This is a genomic window from Neisseria sp. P0019.S003, from assembly GCF_051957115.1.
GTDB lineage: Bacteria > Pseudomonadota > Gammaproteobacteria > Burkholderiales > Neisseriaceae > Neisseria > Neisseria flavescens_D.
This window is the reverse complement of record NZ_JBQCWT010000003.1, coordinates 170,875-189,465: the sequence shown is the minus strand read 5'-3', so window position 1 is coordinate 189,465 and position 18,591 is coordinate 170,875. Positions and strand designations below refer to the sequence as shown.

The 18,591-nt window shown below is 51.7% G+C and carries 17 protein-coding genes and 1 pseudogene; 6 read left to right on the top strand and 12 right to left on the bottom strand.

All coding sequences use genetic code 11. The features are described from left to right. Positions 1 to 64: 64 nt before the first annotated feature. Genes ACTHTS_RS06320 through thiE form a run of 4 tightly spaced genes read right to left on the bottom strand, consistent with a single transcriptional unit; the run spans position 65 to position 2,114 of the window. Positions 65 to 853, bottom strand: a complete 789-nt coding sequence (locus ACTHTS_RS06320) for a thiazole synthase (RefSeq protein WP_049332237.1) — start codon at positions 851 to 853, stop codon at positions 65 to 67. Between the two features lie 54 nt (positions 854 to 907). Continuing rightward, entirely contained in the window at positions 908 to 1,201 is a 294-nt protein-coding gene (locus ACTHTS_RS06315; protein ID WP_049332239.1) for a YciI family protein, read from the bottom strand. Positions 1,202 to 1,259: 58 nt separating this feature from the next. Continuing rightward, the gene (thiS, locus tag ACTHTS_RS06310; RefSeq protein ID WP_049351218.1) at positions 1,260 to 1,454 is read right to left on the bottom strand and encodes a sulfur carrier protein ThiS; all 195 of its coding nucleotides are present in this window, start codon (positions 1,452 to 1,454) and stop codon (positions 1,260 to 1,262) included. A 42-nt stretch (positions 1,455 to 1,496) separates the two neighbouring features. Then, entirely contained in the window at positions 1,497 to 2,114 is a 618-nt protein-coding gene (gene thiE, locus ACTHTS_RS06305) for a thiamine phosphate synthase (RefSeq protein ID WP_049329750.1), read from the bottom strand. 207 nt (positions 2,115 to 2,321) lie between these two features. Here thiE and ACTHTS_RS06300 point away from each other — a divergent pair, with 207 nt between their 5' ends. Further along, positions 2,322 to 2,705: a hypothetical protein gene (locus ACTHTS_RS06300; protein WP_004518967.1), complete on the top strand. Its 384-nt coding sequence runs from the start codon at positions 2,322 to 2,324 to the stop codon at positions 2,703 to 2,705. Positions 2,706 to 2,725: 20 nt separating this feature from the next. Here the strand turns inward: ACTHTS_RS06300 and ACTHTS_RS06295 are convergent. Then, positions 2,726 to 3,255: pseudogene (locus ACTHTS_RS06295) on the bottom strand (IS1595 family transposase); the annotation flags it as partial. A gap of 218 nt (positions 3,256 to 3,473) precedes the next feature. Between ACTHTS_RS06295 and ACTHTS_RS06290 the strand changes: the two are divergent. Continuing rightward, a complete protein-coding gene (locus ACTHTS_RS06290) occupies positions 3,474 to 3,740 on the top strand; it encodes a SemiSWEET family transporter (protein ID WP_004518970.1) in 267 nt (88 codons plus the stop codon). A 149-nt stretch (positions 3,741 to 3,889) separates the two neighbouring features. Here the strand turns inward: ACTHTS_RS06290 and mgtE are convergent, their stop codons facing one another. Both mgtE and ACTHTS_RS06280 read right to left on the bottom strand, forming a co-directional pair. After that, complete coding sequence (gene mgtE / locus ACTHTS_RS06285) at positions 3,890 to 5,362, bottom strand: magnesium transporter (RefSeq protein ID WP_070848826.1); 1,473 nt, start codon at positions 5,360 to 5,362, stop codon at positions 3,890 to 3,892. Between the two features lie 248 nt (positions 5,363 to 5,610). Then, complete coding sequence (locus tag ACTHTS_RS06280) at positions 5,611 to 6,504, bottom strand: LysR family transcriptional regulator (protein ID WP_440369543.1); 894 nt, start codon at positions 6,502 to 6,504, stop codon at positions 5,611 to 5,613. Between the two features lie 14 nt (positions 6,505 to 6,518). On the opposite strand from ACTHTS_RS06280, the gene ACTHTS_RS06275 reads away from it, so the two are divergent. After that, on the top strand, positions 6,519 to 6,992 hold the full coding sequence (locus ACTHTS_RS06275; protein ID WP_371509404.1) for a CidA/LrgA family protein: 474 nt from the start codon (positions 6,519 to 6,521) through the stop codon (positions 6,990 to 6,992). A gap of 15 nt (positions 6,993 to 7,007) precedes the next feature. Beyond that, positions 7,008 to 7,703 (top strand): LrgB family protein, encoded by a 696-nt coding sequence (locus tag ACTHTS_RS06270; RefSeq protein WP_039861867.1) that lies wholly within the window; start codon positions 7,008 to 7,010, stop codon positions 7,701 to 7,703. A gap of 80 nt (positions 7,704 to 7,783) precedes the next feature. Here the strand turns inward: ACTHTS_RS06270 and ACTHTS_RS06265 are convergent, their stop codons facing one another. The 3 genes from ACTHTS_RS06265 to ACTHTS_RS06255 form a co-directional block, all read right to left on the bottom strand. Then, entirely contained in the window at positions 7,784 to 8,317 is a 534-nt protein-coding gene (locus ACTHTS_RS06265) for a hypothetical protein (protein ID WP_440369542.1), read from the bottom strand. Positions 8,318 to 8,625: 308 nt separating this feature from the next. Beyond that, positions 8,626 to 8,718 (bottom strand): methionine/alanine import family NSS transporter small subunit, encoded by a 93-nt coding sequence (locus tag ACTHTS_RS06260; RefSeq protein ID WP_036472778.1) that lies wholly within the window; start codon positions 8,716 to 8,718, stop codon positions 8,626 to 8,628. After that, a complete protein-coding gene (locus ACTHTS_RS06255; protein ID WP_440369541.1) occupies positions 8,718 to 10,253 on the bottom strand; it encodes a sodium-dependent transporter in 1,536 nt (511 codons plus the stop codon). The genes ACTHTS_RS06260 and ACTHTS_RS06255 overlap by 1 nt, the downstream gene beginning before the upstream one ends. 775 nt (positions 10,254 to 11,028) lie before the next feature. Between ACTHTS_RS06255 and gap the strand changes: the two genes are divergently transcribed. Both gap and uvrD read left to right on the top strand, forming a co-directional pair. Then, the gene (gene gap / locus ACTHTS_RS06250; protein WP_003682614.1) at positions 11,029 to 12,057 is read left to right on the top strand and encodes a type I glyceraldehyde-3-phosphate dehydrogenase; all 1,029 of its coding nucleotides are present in this window, start codon (positions 11,029 to 11,031) and stop codon (positions 12,055 to 12,057) included. A 100-nt stretch (positions 12,058 to 12,157) separates the two neighbouring features. Further along, complete coding sequence (gene uvrD / locus ACTHTS_RS06245; RefSeq protein WP_440369540.1) at positions 12,158 to 14,365, top strand: DNA helicase II; 2,208 nt, start codon at positions 12,158 to 12,160, stop codon at positions 14,363 to 14,365. 142 nt (positions 14,366 to 14,507) lie between these two features. On the opposite strand, the gene ACTHTS_RS06240 is transcribed toward uvrD, so the two are convergent. Together ACTHTS_RS06240 and ACTHTS_RS06235 are read right to left on the bottom strand one after the other, a co-directional pair. Then, the gene (locus ACTHTS_RS06240; RefSeq protein ID WP_440369539.1) at positions 14,508 to 14,888 is read right to left on the bottom strand and encodes a putative zinc-binding protein; all 381 of its coding nucleotides are present in this window, start codon (positions 14,886 to 14,888) and stop codon (positions 14,508 to 14,510) included. Between the two features lie 275 nt (positions 14,889 to 15,163). Continuing rightward, entirely contained in the window at positions 15,164 to 18,451 is a 3,288-nt protein-coding gene (locus ACTHTS_RS06235; RefSeq protein ID WP_440369538.1) for a DUF2339 domain-containing protein, read from the bottom strand. Positions 18,452 to 18,591 lie beyond the last annotated feature (140 nt).

The window sequence follows — 18,591 nt, the reverse complement described above, 5'->3', positions numbered from 1 at the left end:
GTTCAATCTGAAATCAGGTTTTCCACCGACAAAAAAGGGCGTGTTCGACACGCCCTGACGTTTATCAATATTCCGCCGAATGCCAGAAAGGCTGGCCCACCGTCGGCGTACTGGCGCGCGCTTTCTCACGCGCCTCCACAGGTTCCGCCTCATAAGCCAGACGACCCGACTCGACCGCAAGCGCAAAAGCGCGTGCCATATTGACCGGATCTCCGCTGCGGGAAACGGCGGTATTCAGCAGCACGCCGTCAAAACCCCATTCCATCACTTGCGCCGCCTGCGAAGGCAAACCCAAGCCTGCGTCGATAATCAACGGCGTGTCGGGCAGACGTTCGCGCAGGACTTTCAACGCATAAGCATGAACCGCGCCCAAACCCGTGCCAATCGGCGCCGCCCACGGCATCAACGCCTGACAGCCTGCGTCAAGCAGTCGGCGGCAGGCAATCAAATCTTCAGTGCAATAAGGCAGCACCTTGAAGCCATCTTTAATCAGGATTTCCGCCGCTTCAACAAGCTGAAACACATCGGGCTGCAACGTGTCATCATCGCCGATAAGTTCGAGCTTGATCCAATCAGTATCAAACACTTCGCGTGCCATTTGCGCAGTGGTCACGGCTTCCTGAACACTTTGACAGCCTGCGGTATTGGGCAACACAGGTACGCCCATTTCTTCCAACAACGACCAAAACCCTTGCCCGTGCGCCTCGCCGCCGCTTCCCGCGCGGCGCAACGAAACGGTAATCATCGCCGGTTGCGCGATTTGGACAGACTGCTTGAGGATTTCCGGCGTCGGATAAGCAGCCGTACCGAGCAGCAGCCGTGAAGGGAAAGTTTCTCCGTATAGGGTAAACATGATGGATTCCTTTGTAATATTATTTTTGAGGCAATAGCCTTCTAAAAAATCGGTTCAGATAGTTTCCAAATAGTTTTCAAGTCCTTCGGCGACCTTAGTCGGAATAAACTCGGTAATCGTGTATTTCGCTACGCCTTCTCGGTGAAACGGGTCTTCTGCAATTAACTTTTCCACCTGTTCCCTGCCTGATGCTTTCATCAGGATAACGCCGCCTGTCCGCGGCTGTTTGCGTCCAGACATCACAAATACACCTGCTTGATAATACCGTTCGAGATACGCGATATGCTCGGCCAGGTAGGTTTCAACCGCAGCCAATTCTTTCATATATTCCAACGATACGATAAACATCTCTTTTCCTTTTCTCAGCATTAAACCAATAGCGCAGCTATACGCGCAGTAAAACCGCTTATCCGCCGACTACCGGGCGCACAATGTCCACTTTATCGTTTTCGTTCAAAACCGTTTCCGCATACGTGCCTTTGGCGACAAACTGGGTATTGACGGCAACGGCAAACGGTTTTGGCGGCGAAGTTTGGGCGATAAGGTCGGCAACGGTTGTGCCGTTTAATGTGATGGTTTCATTGTTCAATATAATCTTCATGATGTTTGCTCCTCTTGTCAGACTTCTTATTTTCAGACGGCCTTATTCATCCCACAAAGCCTGAAACGCTTTAACCACCGCTTCGGGATTTTCCGCTTCGGTCACGGCGCGGACGACGGCAAGTGAGGAAACGCCGGTGGCAAGCACATCTTCGGCGTTGTTCAAATCGATGCCGCCGATGGCGACGACGGGCGTGCCGCGTGCCTGTCTGACGTATTCGCGCAGTTTGTCCAAACCTTGCGGGGCGGTCGGCATTTGCTTGGTCGTGGTCGGGAAAATCGCACCGCTGGCGACGTAGCTAGGTTGTACGGACAAGGCGCGATCGAGTTCGGCAACAGAGTGCGTACTCAAGCCCAAGCGCAAACCGGCAGCTTCAATCGCGGCTAGGTCGGCAGTGTCCATGTCTTCCTGCCCGAGATGCACGCCGTATGCACCTGCGGCAATCGCTTCGCGCCAGTGGTCGTTGATGAAAAGCTGGGTTGCACTGTTTTGACAGGCTACGACGCAACGTTCGATTTCGCGTTTCAACTCGTCGCCATGCAGGATTTTACAGCGCAGTTGCACCGTGTCGGCACCTGCTTTGACCATGCGCTCGACCCAGTCAGCAGTGGGAACAACGGCGTAAAATTTCAGGGGAGATTTGAGTGGCGGGAAGGTCATAACGGCTCCGAAAGGAATAATTCGTTGTTATATTATCAGAAAAGGCCGTCTGAATAATATTTGTTTTCAGACGGCCTGATTGAAAAAATGAATATTGCCCTATTCGGCTTTGGCTTTATAAAAATATGAACATACTGATGGGTTATCAAAATGAGTGCCATATTGGCGCCCCACATTCGGAGACCCAACCCATGAAAAAAATTTCTCTTGTTAGCCGCCCTTCCCTTACTGTTTACCACTTATTCAAATGCCGCCACGCCTAAAGCGGAAGCTTCAAAACCAGCTTCGGCACACAAACAAACCAAGCAGCGTTTTTCCGGCAAAATCACCGGCTATCAAACCGCCGAGCATTTGTTCTCCGTACGCAAGGGCGACCGCCTGCGCATCAGTAAAACCGGCAGCCCTAACGCCTATTTCAACGTATGGGCACCCAAAGACGATGAAGCCGTATTTAACGGTTCGGCACAAGGCGATAAATTTGACGGTATCGCTACCCAATCGGGCAAATATAAAGTGCAGGTCTATATGATGCGCGCCCAAGCCCGCCGTAACACTACTGCCCATTACGCCGTAAACGTCATCAAAAACTAAGGGGCTGACGTAGATTAGCCCTAAATTCCACACCAATCTCGCAGGATTTTAAGCTGTTGAGACGGTGTGCCGAAGTTAAATCGAAATTCGCATTCTTTCAAGAACAGCGGGAAAGATTTGCGATCGATTCCGTTGTATTTTCGCAAGAAACGTTTTGCCTGATTCCAAAAATTCTCAATGCCGTTAATGTGGTTCTGACGGTCGACAAATTCCTTGGAATGGTTGATGCGGTAATGGATAAAACCGCTCACGTCCAACTTATCATAGCTGCTCAGGCTATCCGTGTAAACAATGCTGTCCGGCATGATTTTCTTTTTGATGACAGGGAATAACGTTTCAGACTTGGCATTATCCACCACAACGGTATAGACCCGTCCGTTGCGTTTCAGAATGCCGAAGACAACCACTTTTCCTGCCGCACCTCGACCACGTCTGCCTTTACGCTATCCGCCGAAATAGCTTTCGTCCAGCTCGACAGAGCCCTCGAAAACCTCATCGGCAGCCAAGGCCAAATGATGGATGATGACATACATATTTTGCGGTAGAATAGAGTTATTTATCCTGCGACTAGGTAGAAGGCGCGGAAAGTCCGGCAGAACTGGTCAGCCTGATTGAAAGCGGCGACTACGAAGCCCTGCTTGCCGAAGATTCGGACGAACATGGCCAAGGCCACGAACATCATTGCGGCTGCGGCTGTTCCCTCGGCTGAGTCAGCCTGCCCATATTATCTACCGCCTCGATTTTCATATTAAAAGGAGACTTACCAGCATGATAAGCAAAGCAAAATTCAATACCGTTGTCGGCAGCATAGGAGCGGCAATAGGTATTTTCGTATTTGTCGCCTATATCCCCCAAATTATCGCCAATATGCAAGGGGCAAAGGCGCAGCCGTGGCAACCCCTGTTTGCAGCAGTATCCTGTCTGATTTGGGTTTTGTACGGTTGGAGCAAAGAACCCCGGAAAGACTGGATTCTGATTATACCCAACGCAGTCGGCGTGATATTGGGATTTCTGACTTTTCTGACTTCGCTTTAAACAAGGGGCTAATCTACGTCAGCCCCAAAACTAAACGCCCTCATGATGTAAAGCTTTAAAAAACAGCAAAGGCCGTCTGAAAATTGAAATTTCAGACGGCCTTTTAAACGGTTTGAAAAGGACGTATCGAACACGTCTTTTTTTTCCTATTACAACAGGAACATGGTTGCTAATCCCAAGAAAATCAGGAAGCCGCCGGAGTCGGTAACCGCGGTAATCAACACCGAGCTGCCCAATGCCGGGTCGCGTCCGGCTTTGTCCATCATGACGGGAATGAGGACGCCGACGGTCGCGGCCAGCAAAAGGTTCAAGGTCATCGCGGCCACCATGACCAAACCGATGCCGATGTTGCCGTAGAGCAGCCATGAAATCACGCCCATTACCGTGCCCCAAATAATGCCGTTGACGAGGGCGACGCCGACTTCTTTTTTCAGCAGGCGGCCTGCCTGTGTGCTGGTCATTTGTCCCATTGCCATGGCGCGGACGATCATGGTGATGGTTTGGTTGCCGGAGTTGCCGCCGATGCCGGCGACGATGGGCATCAGCGCGGCCAGTGCGACGATTTTCTCGATACTGCCTTCAAATGCGCCAATCACGCGGCTGGCGATAAAGGCGGTACACAGGTTGATGGCAAGCCACATCCAGCGGTTTTTCACCGAGTCCCAAATCGGGGCGAACAAGTCCTCTTCTTCTTGCAAACCGGCCATGTTAAACATGTCGGCTTCCGATTCTTCACGGATCACGTCCACCATTTCGTCAATGGTGATCCTGCCGATCAGCTTTTTGTTTTCATCGACAACCGGCGCGGTTACCAAGTCATAACGTTCAAACGCCTGCGCCGCTTCTTCCACGTCGTCTTCGGGACGGAAGCGCACGACATCGGTGGCCATCACGTCCGCCACCATGTCTTCGGGGTCGGCGACCAAGAGTTTGCGGATGGGCAGAACGCCTTGCAACACGTCGTTTTCATCGACCACGAAAATCTTGTCGGTATGGTCGGGGAGGCTGTCGAAACGGCGCAAGTAGCGCAACACGACCTCACACGTTACATCGGCGCGGATACTGACCAATTCAAAGTCCATAATCGCGCCGACTTGGTTGTCTTCGTAAGACATCGCCGCTTTGACCTGCTCGCGCTCTTCTTCATCACGCGTTTGCAGCGCTTCGTACACCACTTGGTGCGGCAAGTCGTCTGCCAGTTCTGCCAATTCGTCCGCGTCCAAATCATCGACGGCGGCCAACAGCTCGTCTTTGTCCATGGACTCGATCAGCGTTTCGCGTACGGCGTCGGATACTTCCAGCAACACTTCGCCGTCGTCTTCCGGGGCAACCAAAAGCCAGACGATGTTACGCTCGCGCGGCGGCAGGGATTCCAAGACGGCGGCCACGTCGGCAGGGTGCAGCTCGGCCAAGAGGACGGTCAGCTCGGTAAACTTGTCGCGCAGGCTTTCGTCTTCAATCGGCACACCGGCTTCGATTTGTTCAAAGGACGGCTCGAGGATTTCACATAAGGCGTGGATGCGGTCGATATCGTCAGAGATGCGATCGTCAGAAATGCGGTCTTCCACCGCTTCATTGTCGGGGGTATGGTCGAGATTCGGAGGGGTTTGTTCGATGCTCATAAATGCTCCGCCCGCCGGACGCGGGAAGGCATTTCGGCGGGATGATTATTGTTGTTGTGTATCTGATGGGAAGTTCAAAGGCGAACTGGGAAGGTCCATAATTCGAGCCTGCTGAGAGGCGCAGAGTTTGTAAACGGTGCATATTCTACTCTTTTTTAGGCCGTTTTACCATTTTTAACGGGAAAGGCCGTCTGAAACCGGGTGATAGCGACACCCTTTTTTTTTTCAGACGGCCTGATGATTTGATTTTATTTGTTTCGCCTGCCGAACGCTTCCCTGACCACGTCCAACCAAGCCCTTAAGGCCGGCGTCGGTCGTTGGTGTTTTTTCCATGCCATGGTGAGCTGCCAGCGGATTTCAGGTTCGACCAAAGGAATGGCGGCAAAGACATCGGGATTGATTTTTCGGGCATAGTATTCGGGCAACAAGGCAATGCCCATATTGTGCGCAACCATGTCGGCGACCAAATTCCATTGCCCGGTACGGCAGACAACGTTGGGCGTAAAACCTTGATTGCGGCAGGCCGTCTGAATGGTTTCATTGAGGGAAAACCCTGCACCGAAAAGGATGAAGGGCTCGTGTTGCAGGCTTTTGAGCGTCAGCGCATCGTGTCTCGCCCGATTTTTCGGCATCAAAACCACCAACGGATAGTCGCATAAAGTAATGCTGTCGAAGTCTTCGTGAACCGGCGCGAGCAGCTGCCCGGCATCGAGTTCGTTGTTGCGCAGGGATTGCTCGATGGCGAGCGAGCCTTGTTCCAAAAACGACAATTCGATGTCCGGCCATTTTTGGTGGAAATCAAACAGCGCATGACTGAGCAAATCGCTGCCGAACAGGGCCAAACCCAAACGCAGCGTCCCGCTTTTGACATGGCGGTAATCGTCAATGCGGGCCAGCAGCAAATCGCGTTCGTGCAAAAGGTTTAACGCATGGCGATAGACTTCTTCGCCAATTGCGGTCGGCTGCACCTGCCGCTTTTTGCGTCCGTTTTCTTTGCACAAAAGCGGCACGCCCAATTCTTCTTCCAAAGCCTGAATGATTTTGCTGACCGTCGGCTGCGTCAAATTCAACGCGGAAGCCGTGGCCGAAAAACTTTGCAGGCGGATGAGTTCGGCAAAACAATGCAGGCTTTTGAAGTCCATTATTCCTCTAAGGCATGATTATTCGTTTAATAATTCATATTATGCAGAAACAAGGTTTCTATAATCAAGCCTTTCATTCAACACACACCCATATCATGGATTCCCTCACCAGATTTTTTCAGACGGCCTTGCAGCTTGCCATCATCGGCGCAGTATGGGGCGTCTCCGACCTTATCGTCCGCTTCACGCATCTGCCTGTTTCTTCAGGCGTATTGGGCTTGTTCCTCATGCTCGCCCTTTTGGGGCTCGGCATCATCCGCCCGGGCATGGTTGACCGCGGCGCAAAATGGGCATTGGGCGAACTCGTCTTTTTCTTCATCCCCATCATGGTTTCCGTCTTGCAATATCAAGACCTGCTGATGTCCGAAGGTTGGCAGCTGATTTTGACCATCGCCGTCGGCACCGCGCTCGTGATGATCAGCACCGCCCTTACCCTCGACTTCTGCTACCGCTGGAAACGCCGCCTCTACAAAAAACTCCACTCCTAAAAATAGAGAATAAAAATGGACTACACCGCCCTCGCCTGCTTCATCTGGACTTGCTTTGCCTATGTCGTTGCCAAAAAAATCCACCGCAAAAAACCCTTAATGATTTTCTCCCCCGTCGTTACCGTCTCCGTCAGCACCATCCTCCTGCTGCTGGCATTCGGCGTCAATTACGACACCTACCACAAATATACCCAAGGCATCGTCTTCCTGCTTACTCCGGTTACCGTTGCCTTTGCCGTCCCCATTTATGAAAACCGCGAAGTCATCCGCCGCCAGCTGCCCATCCTCTCCATCGCCATTATGGTGGGCATGTTTGTCGGCGTAGTCAGCGCATTCCTCATGAGCCATATGTTCCACTTCAACAACGAAGTAACCAACAGCCTGATGGCGCGTTCCATCTCCACGCCGTTTGCCGTTGTCCTCGCCAGCGAAATCCACGGTTCAGCCTCGCTTGTTTCCCTGTTCACCATCATCACCGGCTTTGTCGGCATGATATTCGGCGACCTGTTTTTGGCCTTCACCCGCATCCGTTTCCGTACCGCCAACGGCGTAGCATTCGGCAATGCCGCCCACGGCTTCGGCACATCACGCGCCGGACAACGCCACGAAACCGAAGGCGTCATGGCGAGTCTGACCATGATTCTGGCCGGACTGTTTATGGTATTGTTTGGCCCGACCATGGTGCATTTGGTAATTTGGATGATGAGTTAGGCTTCGTCCCGATGACCATACACAAAAAGGCCGTCTGAAACACATATCGGTTTCAGACGGCCTTTTATATTATGGAACGATTACAGTTTGAAAATAGAAGCCTCTGCTAAATCATGAATGGTATCCAACGCAGATGAACCTGTACCATTGCTTGAATAGGTCGCATTGTCTGAGGAAAGACCGACAGAAGAATCAAGAGGATCAACCTCACCAAAGGCACGGCTCAAAAGTTCATCGCCATCGAAAGCTTTGGATTCCAATATCGGCTTCGCGGCCGGTTGTGCAGGCTCAAAACCTTCCCACTCACGCGGATCAAGGCGGATGATATGGTCATCATCATAACCGTCATTAGGACCTTTGCCTTCTCCTGAAAAAGTACCGTCCCACTCGCGCGGATCGAGGCGGAAAACATGCTCATTATGACCATGATCGGACTCTACTCCTTTTGAAAAAAAGCCGTTCCACTCGCGCGGATCGAGACGGAAGACATGCTCATTATGGCCATTATCCGACCCTATGCCTTTTGAAAAAAAGCCATTCCACTCGCGTGGATTGAGACCGAAAACAAAATCTTTAGAATCAATTTCTGTACCTGGTTGATATACTTTAGCCACGGAAGTCTCCTTAAAAATAAACAGTTGCTGTACCCAATGCCCCATCAGGTCGATGAGAGCCTTTATTCTAAAACAAAGAAAATAGCAGGTAGGGTTCAAAGGGAACAACGGTTCATTAAAACGACAATCGGACTAAAATCTTTTAAAAACAAATAGATATAATTTACACATCATAATCAATAATACATAATCAAATTTCCAGACTACCCCACCAATCAGGGGAATCCTTCTTTCCCACTTTCCCCGTCATGTCGCAAAAAGACCGTCTGAAATTTAAGTTTCAGACGGCCCTTTCATTTGCCCAAGCCTTATTCTTTAGGCAGGCGCAGGACGGAGACGATGAATCCGCCCCAAATGACAATCAGTGCGACAAGCATCATAATAATGGCTGAAGTACTCATTATTCGTCTCCTTCACGTTCGTGTTCATGTTCGTCTTTGACGTTGAAATTCTGACCATGTTTCCACGGCAAGAACGACAGCAAAACCGACAATACGAGGATGGCGCCTACCATGCCCCAACCGAAAATATTGAGGAAGCTGTCAGGATAGCCGCTGTAATTCTCTTTTAAGAGGCCAGCGGTATCTTGATAAAGCATATAGCCGAGCATAGCAACGGTAACCACCACGCTGGCAGTCCACACTTTACCAACACGGATGGAAGACAGCGCGTTCAAGTGGTTGCGCAGTTCCGGCAGCTTGTTCAACAAGACAATCGCCAAAACATAAACAAAACCGGAAGCCACAATGCCGTAAGTATTGATGAATTTGTCCAATACGTCCAACACAGGCAGGCCGGTGGTCGTACCGAACAGCAAGGTGGAAATAATCGCCATGGGAACGCCTGCAATCATCGTTGCGCTGACACGGCCGATGTTCATTTTGTCTTGAATTGCGGCCACAATCACTTCAACGATGGAAATCATGGAAGTCACACCGGCAAACACCAGCGAGCCGAAGAACAACACGCCGATCAACGCGCCCATCGGCGCTTGGTTAATGATGGTTGGGAACGCGATAAACGCCAAGCCGATACCGCTGGATGCCACTTCGCTGACTTCTTTGCCTGCGGCTTGAGCCATAAAGCCCAATGCTGCAAATACGCCGATACCGGCGAGCAACTCGAAGCTGCTGTTGGCAAAGCCGACAACCAAGCCTGTGCCGCCCAAGTCGGTTTTTTTCTTCAGGTAAGAAGAATAAGTAATCATAATACCGAAGCAGATGGAGAGCGAGAAGAAGATCTGGCCATATGCGGCTACCCAGACTTTCGGATCGGACAATCGGCTCCAATCAGGAGTAAACAAAGCGTCCAAACCTTTTGCCGCACCCGGCAAGGTCAGTGCAATACCTACCATGATGACAAACATCACCACCAACAAAGGCATGAAGAATGTGGACGCACCGGCCACACCTTTTTGCACGCCCAAAGCCATAATCGCCAGCGTAAACACCCACACGGCAATCAACGGACCGGCAACTTTACCGACAAAATCCAAGCCCAAGTCTTTGGCATCGGCCATTTGCAGGAAGTCTTTGAAGAAGAATGCCTGCGGATCCGTACCCCATGCCGAAGTCAAAGAATAATAGGCATAGCTTGCCGCCCAGCCGACAATCACGGCGTAGTAGATACAGATGATGACGTTGGTCAGGAAGTTCCACCAACCCACCGGCTCAAACCAACGGCCGAGGCGGCGGAAGGCCAAAGGAGGCGAACCGCGGTAACGGTGGCCGATGGCGTAGTCGAGCAGCAACAGCGGAATACCTGCCGTCAACAGCGCAACCAAATAAGGGAGGACGAAAGCACCGCCGCCGTTGTCGAAGGCGATGTAAGGGAAACGCCAAATGTTGCCTAAGCCCACGGCCGAGCCGATGGCGGCAAACATAAAGGCACGGCGACTGCTAAACGTCGCGCGTTCGCTGGATTGAGAATTTGACACAATGAACCTCTTAAAAATCGAGTGTCGTCAAGGCCTCCCGGCCTTGCGCGTATATATTTAGGAATCAGGTCGGACAAACCGGCCGGTTAAAATAGATATTCGGACAAGGATAATATCCGGTATTTAAAGAATGCACCGCTTATGGCCATGCAAACATAATCTGACCTTATCGTAAAAAAATTTAACACTGTTGGCAAGTCAGTATTGCATTAAAATCGCAAGGAAAATCTTCATGCACTACGACTAAAATCTTCATACACTTCTTTATATACAAGCCAAACGCAACACCCAATCCCCGTTTTTCCCTCCCCTTCCCACTGACAACCGCCCTCGCCGCAAACCGCCTTTCCCTTATCCCGTAAGGAAAAGCGGCAACCCAACGCATTCAAATCCCCCGTCATCAAAATGTTTCAGACGGCCTGTTTTCCTTCCGTCCAATCCCGGCCGTCTGAAAATTCCACTGTTGTATGTTGTAATCAAAAGCCACACTCAAATTCCGTTTAATATAAACAAAAACAATCCGCCTTTTCCCGTTTCCTTCATTACCATGATTTAAAACGGACATAAAACACCAAAAAATGGAATTAATAAAAATAAAATTTCAAAAAATATAAAATAACATTAAATTTAAACCTGTATTTCTACTCTAATCATCTACAATTAAAAATAATCAAACCAAAAAATTTCAATAAAACATTAATTACACAGCACTACATTTTTGCTATAATTGCCGCCATTCAATCCACAACCCAAACCCAAAAGAAGAGGAAAAGCCATGGGTATCAAAGTTGCCATCAACGGTTACGGCCGCATCGGCCGCCAAGTAGTGCGCGCTATTTTCGACTACAAACTGCAAGACCAACTCGACATCGTTGCCATCAACGCCAGCGGCAGCATCGAGACCAACGCCCACCTGACCAAATTTGACACTGTTCACGGCCGCTTCAACTCTGAAGTTTCCCACGATGAGAAACACCTCATCATCGACGGCAAAAAAATCCCTTACTTCTCTACCCGCAACCCAGCCGAATTGCCATGGGGCGAATTGGGCGTTGACCTGGTAATGGAATGTACCGGCGCGTTCACCAGCAAAGAGAAAGCCAAAATCCACTTGGAAAGCGGCGCGAAAAAAGTACTGATTTCCGCTCCCGGCGGCGATGACGTTGACGCAACCATCGTTTACGGCGTAAACGACGACGTGATTACCGACGACATGACCGTTATCTCCAACGCGTCTTGTACCACCAACTGCTTGGCACCCGTGGCCAAAGTGTTGAACGAAAACATCGGTATCGTAAACGGCGTGATGACCACCATCCACGCGCTGACCAACGACCAAACCGTAACCGACGTACGCCACAAAGACCTGCGCCGTGCGCGTAGCGGCGTGGAAAACATGATTCCGACCAAAACCGGTGCTGCAAAAGCCGTCGGTTTGGTATTGCCGGACCTGAAAGGCAAACTCGACGGCCTCGCCATCCGCGTACCGACCGTCAACGTTTCCCTGGTTGACCTGAGCTTCCAAGCAGGCCGCGACACTTCCGCCGAAGAAATCAACGCGCTGATGAAAGCCGCTTCCGAAGAAGGCCGTCTGAAAGGCGTATTGGCCTACAATACCCTGCCACTGGTTTCTATGGACTTCAACCACACTACCCAAGCCAGCACATTTGACTCTACGCTGACCAAAGTAACCGCAGGCAAAATGGTTAAAGTGTTCGCATGGTACGACAACGAGTGGGGCTTCAGCTGCCAAATGCTGAATACCGCGCGCCGTATGTTCGGTTTGGAAGTACGTCCGTTCTAATCGGCTTCCAACACAAAGGCCGTCTGAAACATCTTTTCAGACGGCCTTTTGTATTTCCTTTAAAATATCGCATTCCCATTTATTTTCAGACGGCCTCTTCATGTTTCCCAACGAATCCGCCCCCAACCTCCTGCAAGGCTTAAACCCCGAACAACTCTCCGCCGTAACCTGGCCGCCGCAATCCGCCCTCGTTTTGGCGGGCGCGGGCAGCGGCAAAACACGCGTACTGACCACGCGTATCGCATGGCTTTTGCAAAGCGGACAAGCCAGCGTACACAGCATTATGGCGGTAACGTTTACCAACAAAGCCGCCAAAGAAATGCAGACCCGTTTGGGCGCGATGATTCCCGTCAACGTCCGCGCCATGTGGCTCGGCACGTTCCACGGCCTCTGCCACCGCTTTCTACGGCTGCACCACCGCGACGCCGGTCTGCCGTCTTCCTTTCAAATCCTCGACAGCGGCGACCAGCTTTCCCTCATCAAACGCCTGCTCAAAAGCCTCAACATCGCCGAAGAAATCATCGCGCCGCGTTCGCTGCAAGGCTTTATCAACGCGCAAAAAGAATCCGGCTTGCGCGCTTCCGTCTTGAGCGCGCCCGATCCGCACACACGCCGCATGATTGAGTGCTACGCCGAATACGACAAAATCTGCCAACGCGAAGGCGTGGTCGATTTTGCCGAACTCATGCTCCGCAGCTACGAAATGCTGCAAAACAACGAAATCCTGCGCCAACACTACCAAAACCGCTTCAACCATATTTTGGTCGACGAGTTCCAAGACACCAACAAACTGCAATACGCCTGGCTGAAACTGATTGCCGGCAACCACGCCGCCGTCTTTGCCGTCGGCGACGACGACCAAAGCATTTACCGATTCCGCGGTGCAAACGTCGGCAACATGACCGCGCTAATGGAAGAATTCCACATCGACGCTCCCGTCAAACTCGAACAAAACTACCGCTCCGTCGGCAACATCCTCGCCGCCGCCAACGCCGTCATCGAAAACAATGACGAACGTCTCGGCAAAAACCTGCGCACCGACGCCGAAGCAGGCGACAAAATCCGCTACTACTCCGCCTTTACCGACCTCGAAGAAGCCCAATTCATCGTGGATGAAACCAAAGCCCTCGAACGAGAAGGCTGGGATTTGGACGAAATCGCCGTCCTCTACCGCAGCAACGCCCAATCGCGTGTCATCGAACAAAGCCTGTTCCGCAGCGGCATCCCCTACAAAATCTACGGCGGCCTGCGCTTTTACGAACGCCAAGAAATCAAACACGCCCTTGCCTATCTACGCCTCGCCGTCAATCCCGACGACGACAACGCCCTCTTACGCGTGATTAACTTCCCACCACGCAGCATCGGCGCACGCACCATCGAAAACCTTCAGACGGCCTCAAACGAACAAGGCATCACCCTCTGGCAGGCAGCCTGCAATGCCGGCGCAAAAGCCGCCAAAATCGCCGCCTTCGTCCGCCTGATTGAAGCCCTGCGCAACCAAGTCGGACAAATGCCCCTGTCCGAAATTATCGTCGGCATCCTCAAAGACAGCGGCCTGACCGAACACTACAAAACCCAAAAAGGCGACAACCAAGACCGCCTCGACAACTTAGACGAACTTGTCAACGCTGCCATCGAGTTCAAACCCGAAGACAGCAACTTTGAAACCCTGCCCGAAAACATTTCAGACGACCCCGCCTTCCCCATCCTCGCTTTCTTGAGCAACGCCGCCCTCGAATCCGGCGAAAACCAAGCAGGCGCAGGCGAAAAAGCCGTCCAACTCATGACCGTCCACGCCTCCAAAGGCTTGGAATTCAACGCCGTATTCCTCACCGGCATGGAAGAAGGCCGCTTCCCCAGCGAAATGAGCCTTGCCGAACGCGGCGGCCTCGAAGAAGAACGCCGCCTCATGTACGTCGCCATCACCCGCGCCCGCAAACGCCTCTACATCACCATGGCGCAACAACGCATGCTGCACGGACAAACCCAATTCGGCATCGTCTCCCGCTTCGTCGAAGAAATCCCACCCGAAGTATTGCACTACCTGTCCGTCAAAAAAACCGCCTACGACAGCTACAGCAACACACGCCAAACTACCGTACAACGGGACAAAATCATCGACGACTACAAACAGCCGCAAACCTACGCAGGCTTCCGCATCGGCCAAAACGTCCGCCACGCCAAATTCGGCACCGGCGTGATTATCGACGCCGTGGACAAAGGCGAATCCGCCCGACTGACCATCAATTTCGGCAAACAGGGCGTAAAAGAGCTGGATACCAAATTTGCGAAATTGGAAGAGATGTAAAAATTAGAAGGCTTGGAATGATAAAGGCCGTCTGAAAACGTTTTAGCTCAAAATTGCTATCCGTTTTCAGACGGCCTTTGTTACATTCAAACCACTTTTAAATCATACCTTCATATTAAATAACAATCGCAAATCAAGGCATTTAGCTGCTGAAGGTATCTTTCTTCTTCGTCAAAACATATTGATAAACCTCTTCTACCGTAGCCTCGTCATAGCTTTTGCCAAAGCGTTTTTTGTAGCCCAGTTCGTATAGTTTCACATGATGCCCTTCCGAGATTTCAACGCCCACATTTTCCAAACACGATTTGGCGCAATGCAGATGACAGCCGTCAATAACCAACATCGGCCGTCCGGACTGCGCTTTGCGTACCAACGGTGCGACTTTGCCGCCCACGCCGGAAATGCACGACATTTCAAATTCTCCGGCATGGTCGAGCGCCACGGCAGTGTTGTTGGCCAGCTGCGCCACATCGGAACATCCGGAACAAGAATAAATTAAGGGAAGCTCATTGCGGTTAGGCATTTTCTATTTCCTTCGGTAGCGGTTTTTATCTTTATATGTCCACCCATGGTCAGTCTGTCGGGCGCATCATGCGTGGTATGTGAATATTCGGGTTGCACCCGTTTTCGTTTTTTCAGACGGCCTACGGCTTATCCATTTATATATTAAAAGGCATCATAACTCAATACGATTAGACATTCTAGAACAAAGCAGATGGCACCTTCTAAAAAATAAAGGCCGTCTGAAAACAGATAACGCTGCTTTTTTCAGACGGCCTTTTTATTTGAAGTTAATGATTAGGCTTTGTGTTCGCCATCATTCTCTGCTTTGGGCGGAACGGGGGCAAACCAGCCGACCAAAAGCAGCAACAGGCCGACGATGATGAAGGAGACGATGCGCGCGATACCGCCGCTGTTGGAAAGCTCGATCAGGAAGAGTTTGACGACTACGATGCCCATCAGCGTCGCACCTGTCATCCAGTAGGAACGCTGTTTGCGGCGGTTGCCGAGTACCATCAAGATGATGGCGGTTACTGCCCACACGACGGAGAGGCTGGCTTGCAGGCCGAAGGATTGGAGCATGATGTCGAGACGCCAAGTGATGCCGTCGTAGAAATGCCATACGCGCATCACGCCCGCGCTGATCAGCATAAATGCCAAGGCGGCGACTGCGGTTACCGTGGTACGGCGAAGGTCGGGCGGCAAGGCTTCGGGCAGGGATTTCAGGGCAAACCAAAGCATACCGGCACTGGCGAGTTCTACTGGGTTAAGCACGGGAATATACGGCAACGGCGCAGGTTGGAACGGCGTGGAGAAGTTGGTCCACAGCATCCACCAGGCGGCAGCAAGGGCGCACAACGGCAAGGCGAAATGCTGATAAATGGTTTGATGCCGTCTGAAAAATGCGCGTTGGCGCTGCGTATGGAAAACAATCCACATTGCCAAAGGCACGACCAGCCATGAAAGCTGAGTCCAAACGCCGGAGAGGAGGCCGCCGACATACAGCGCGGTCCACAGCGTCCAAAGTATGCCGAGTATCGTGATATTGAGTTTGTGCAACCAAATCAGATCAGGGCGCGGATAGTTGTTCAGAATGATGAAGTTCAACACGGTAGCGGCGGCAAGCGGCAAGGCTGCGGCGGCTGTCCATGCGTGTTCGGTATGGTAGAAGACAAAATGCAGGGCAAACACGGGCAGGAATGCCAAGTTTGCCTGCAGCAACTCTTCCCATTTCAAACGTTTTGCAAACAGCAGTAAGCTGGCAAATATCGGCCACATCCACAACTCGATAAACAGGGTTTCCTCGCCTGTCCATTGCATATAAAGGGCGTAGCTGCCTGTCGCCAACGCTGTAAGCAGGATGATCCAGCCTGAAACCTGCGCAAAGTAAACCTCGTTTCCTTCCGGTTTTTCGCTTGCAACCGGCACACGCGGATATTGCAGCGCGTAGGCAGCCGCAAACAGCAAAGGCGTAGCGGCAATAAGGTACAGATGGCTCAGGAAGCCTTGGGATTCATAAATAATACCGGCTTGCAGCAACAGGGCGAACAATACATTGCCCAAGGCAAATGTGATAAATACATTCGGCTCGTGTTTGCGCCGGCAGAATGCCCACGCCGCAGCCAAAGCGGAAAGAGCGACAATGCTGCCTTGGTCGGCCAAGAAGAGCAAAGGCAAAATAGAGATGTACAGCAAGGCGGCCGACAACACGGCCGTCTGAACGGATTTTTCCCATTGCGCCGAACCTTCGCGACGCGAGAAATACCACAGCAAGTAAATCGCTGCTCCGCCAAGCAACACCACAACCGTTGTAAACCACTGCCCTTCCAGAACGGTATCAGCGCCGAAGCCCTGATAATTGCCCAACTGAATCAGTGCCGCCAAGAGATAAACAATCAGCGCACCCAAACGGATATGCGGACGCTGTTGGCGCAGACCGAAGAAATAAACCAGTGCGGATTCGGCACTCCACAAAATGACCGTATTGCTCGGTTCAAAATAAAGCGGAACGGCAATCGTGAGGAACAACACCGCCAACGCAAAAAACGCCTGACGCAAAATATACAGCCCCTGCTGACGTTTCAGCAGCAGCGCGGCCAGTCCGTAAACAGCGGCAAAACCCAATGCGGAAAGCGCATCCGCAGACGGCCAATGCTCCACCATGCGGTATTGCAGGCCGAACGCCGCCGCCATCGTGCCAAACAATAAAGTATGGTCGAGGACATGCACGCGCAGGCCGTGTGTATAAATACTCTTGCCGATTTCTTCCAAAGTCGCATTGTCGGCAATCGGCGTAACGCTGTCTTCGCTGTTTTCCGTCAGCTTACGGCGTGCGAACAGATACGCGATAAAGGTATAGAGCAGCCAGTGGTAAATCAAGAAAGGCTCGGTAGTGGCGAAATGTTGCGGCGTATAACTTCGCATGCCCCACAGCGCGGCAATGGCAAAAGTAGCGGCAAAACCCGTCAGGTTCAGCGGACGCCATGCCTTAAACCAAGCAATCGCCGCCACACCGCCGTTGAGCAGGGCGAGATAAGAAAACAGCACCAAATAATTGCCGCTGCCGTCTGAAGTCAGCAAAGGCGCGGCCATACCGCCGATTAAAGCAACCTGCGCCATAATCTGCGCATTCTGCCTTACCGCCAGCCACGCCATCAGCGCAACCATCGCCACCATCAGCCCGAACACGACCGACACAGGTAGCAGCGGATGCAGTTTCAACGCAGCCAACGCCGTCAAATACATCACCGCCACGCCGAAACCCTGCAACACCAAGCCATATTCACGCTTACGGCTTTGCAGCTTCCAGCCGCCGACCACCGCCGCCAAACCGGCACCTGCCACAGTCAGATAACGCAGCTCCACCGGCACATGAACCCGCTCAGAGGCATAGCGCAAGAGGAACGCCAAGCCGAGGAACAGCACCACAATACCGGTTTTCAACAGCGGATTACCGCGCAAGAACCAAGCAACAATCGGATTGTCGGAAAACTTATACTCTCCGACTTCCACCTTATCTTTATGGATAACGAATTGACGCGATGGCGCTTCTTCGCTTTCAGACGGCATCGAAGCAACAACAGCCTCTTCCTTAGGCAGCCCTGCTTGTTCAGCAGCAACCGGAGCAAACGCCTCGACAACTTCTTCCACAACAGGCTCAGACGAAGCAGCAGCCTTGGCAGAAACAGGATTAATAGGTATAGAAAAAGAAGGAGCAAATGCCTCTTCAATTTTCTGCTTAACAGGCGCAGCTTCCGCCTCAGGCTCAACCCGAACATGAAGCGGCTCAGAGGCCGTCTGAACATCAGCAACAGCCCGAGCCTCAAGCCCCTGCCCTACCTTCGCCTCATCACGGACAGCCTCATGCTCCAACACCGACAAACGCCGTTTCAGCAGCTCGATTTCCTGCTCCAGCTTCTGCATCCTGTCGCCTGCCGTAGCAGATTCAGCCAAACGCTCTTCTTGACGCTGTTTGGCAATCGACCAAGCAACCAGCCAAAACAACGACCCAATAATCACGCCCGTGGCCATCTCATCAAGAAAATAGCCAATCATAATAGGAATAAGCAGGCCAAAAAACTGCATGAAACACCTGTTTGATAACAATAAGAATATGCCGATTGTAACACCAGCAACATTATTCATGAAAAAAAGAGACAAAAGGCCGAGAACAAAAGCATACGGCGAATAGAATGTAGAGAATCGGCATAGAAAAAAGGCCGTCT

Bases quoted from the DNA above. Each gene is read 5' to 3' on its own strand.
- ACTHTS_RS06235 (WP_440369538.1), bottom strand. From the start codon at position 18,451: ATGCAGTTTTTTGGCCTGCTTATTCCTATTATGATTGGCTATTTTCTT.
- ACTHTS_RS06240 (WP_440369539.1), bottom strand. From the start codon at position 14,888: ATGCCTAACCGCAATGAGCTTCCCTTAATTTATTCTTGTTCCGGATGT.
- ACTHTS_RS06275 (WP_371509404.1), top strand. From the start codon at position 6,519: ATGATTATTCGTTTAATAATTCATATTATGCAGAAACAAGGTTTCTAT.
- ACTHTS_RS06280 (WP_440369543.1), bottom strand. From the start codon at position 6,504: ATGGACTTCAAAAGCCTGCATTGTTTTGCCGAACTCATCCGCCTGCAA.
- uvrD (WP_440369540.1), top strand. From the start codon at position 12,158: ATGTTTCCCAACGAATCCGCCCCCAACCTCCTGCAAGGCTTAAACCCC.
- thiE (WP_049329750.1), bottom strand. From the start codon at position 2,114: ATGACCTTCCCGCCACTCAAATCTCCCCTGAAATTTTACGCCGTTGTT.
- ACTHTS_RS06270 (WP_039861867.1), top strand. From the start codon at position 7,008: ATGGACTACACCGCCCTCGCCTGCTTCATCTGGACTTGCTTTGCCTAT.
- mgtE (WP_070848826.1), bottom strand. From the start codon at position 5,362: ATGAGCATCGAACAAACCCCTCCGAATCTCGACCATACCCCCGACAAT.
- gap (WP_003682614.1), top strand. From the start codon at position 11,029: ATGGGTATCAAAGTTGCCATCAACGGTTACGGCCGCATCGGCCGCCAA.
- ACTHTS_RS06320 (WP_049332237.1), bottom strand. From the start codon at position 853: ATGTTTACCCTATACGGAGAAACTTTCCCTTCACGGCTGCTGCTCGGT.
- ACTHTS_RS06260 (WP_036472778.1), bottom strand. From the start codon at position 8,718: ATGAGTACTTCAGCCATTATTATGATGCTTGTCGCACTGATTGTCATT.
- ACTHTS_RS06315 (WP_049332239.1), bottom strand. From the start codon at position 1,201: ATGTTTATCGTATCGTTGGAATATATGAAAGAATTGGCTGCGGTTGAA.
- ACTHTS_RS06290 (WP_004518970.1), top strand. From the start codon at position 3,474: ATGATAAGCAAAGCAAAATTCAATACCGTTGTCGGCAGCATAGGAGCG.
- thiS (WP_049351218.1), bottom strand. From the start codon at position 1,454: ATGAAGATTATATTGAACAATGAAACCATCACATTAAACGGCACAACC.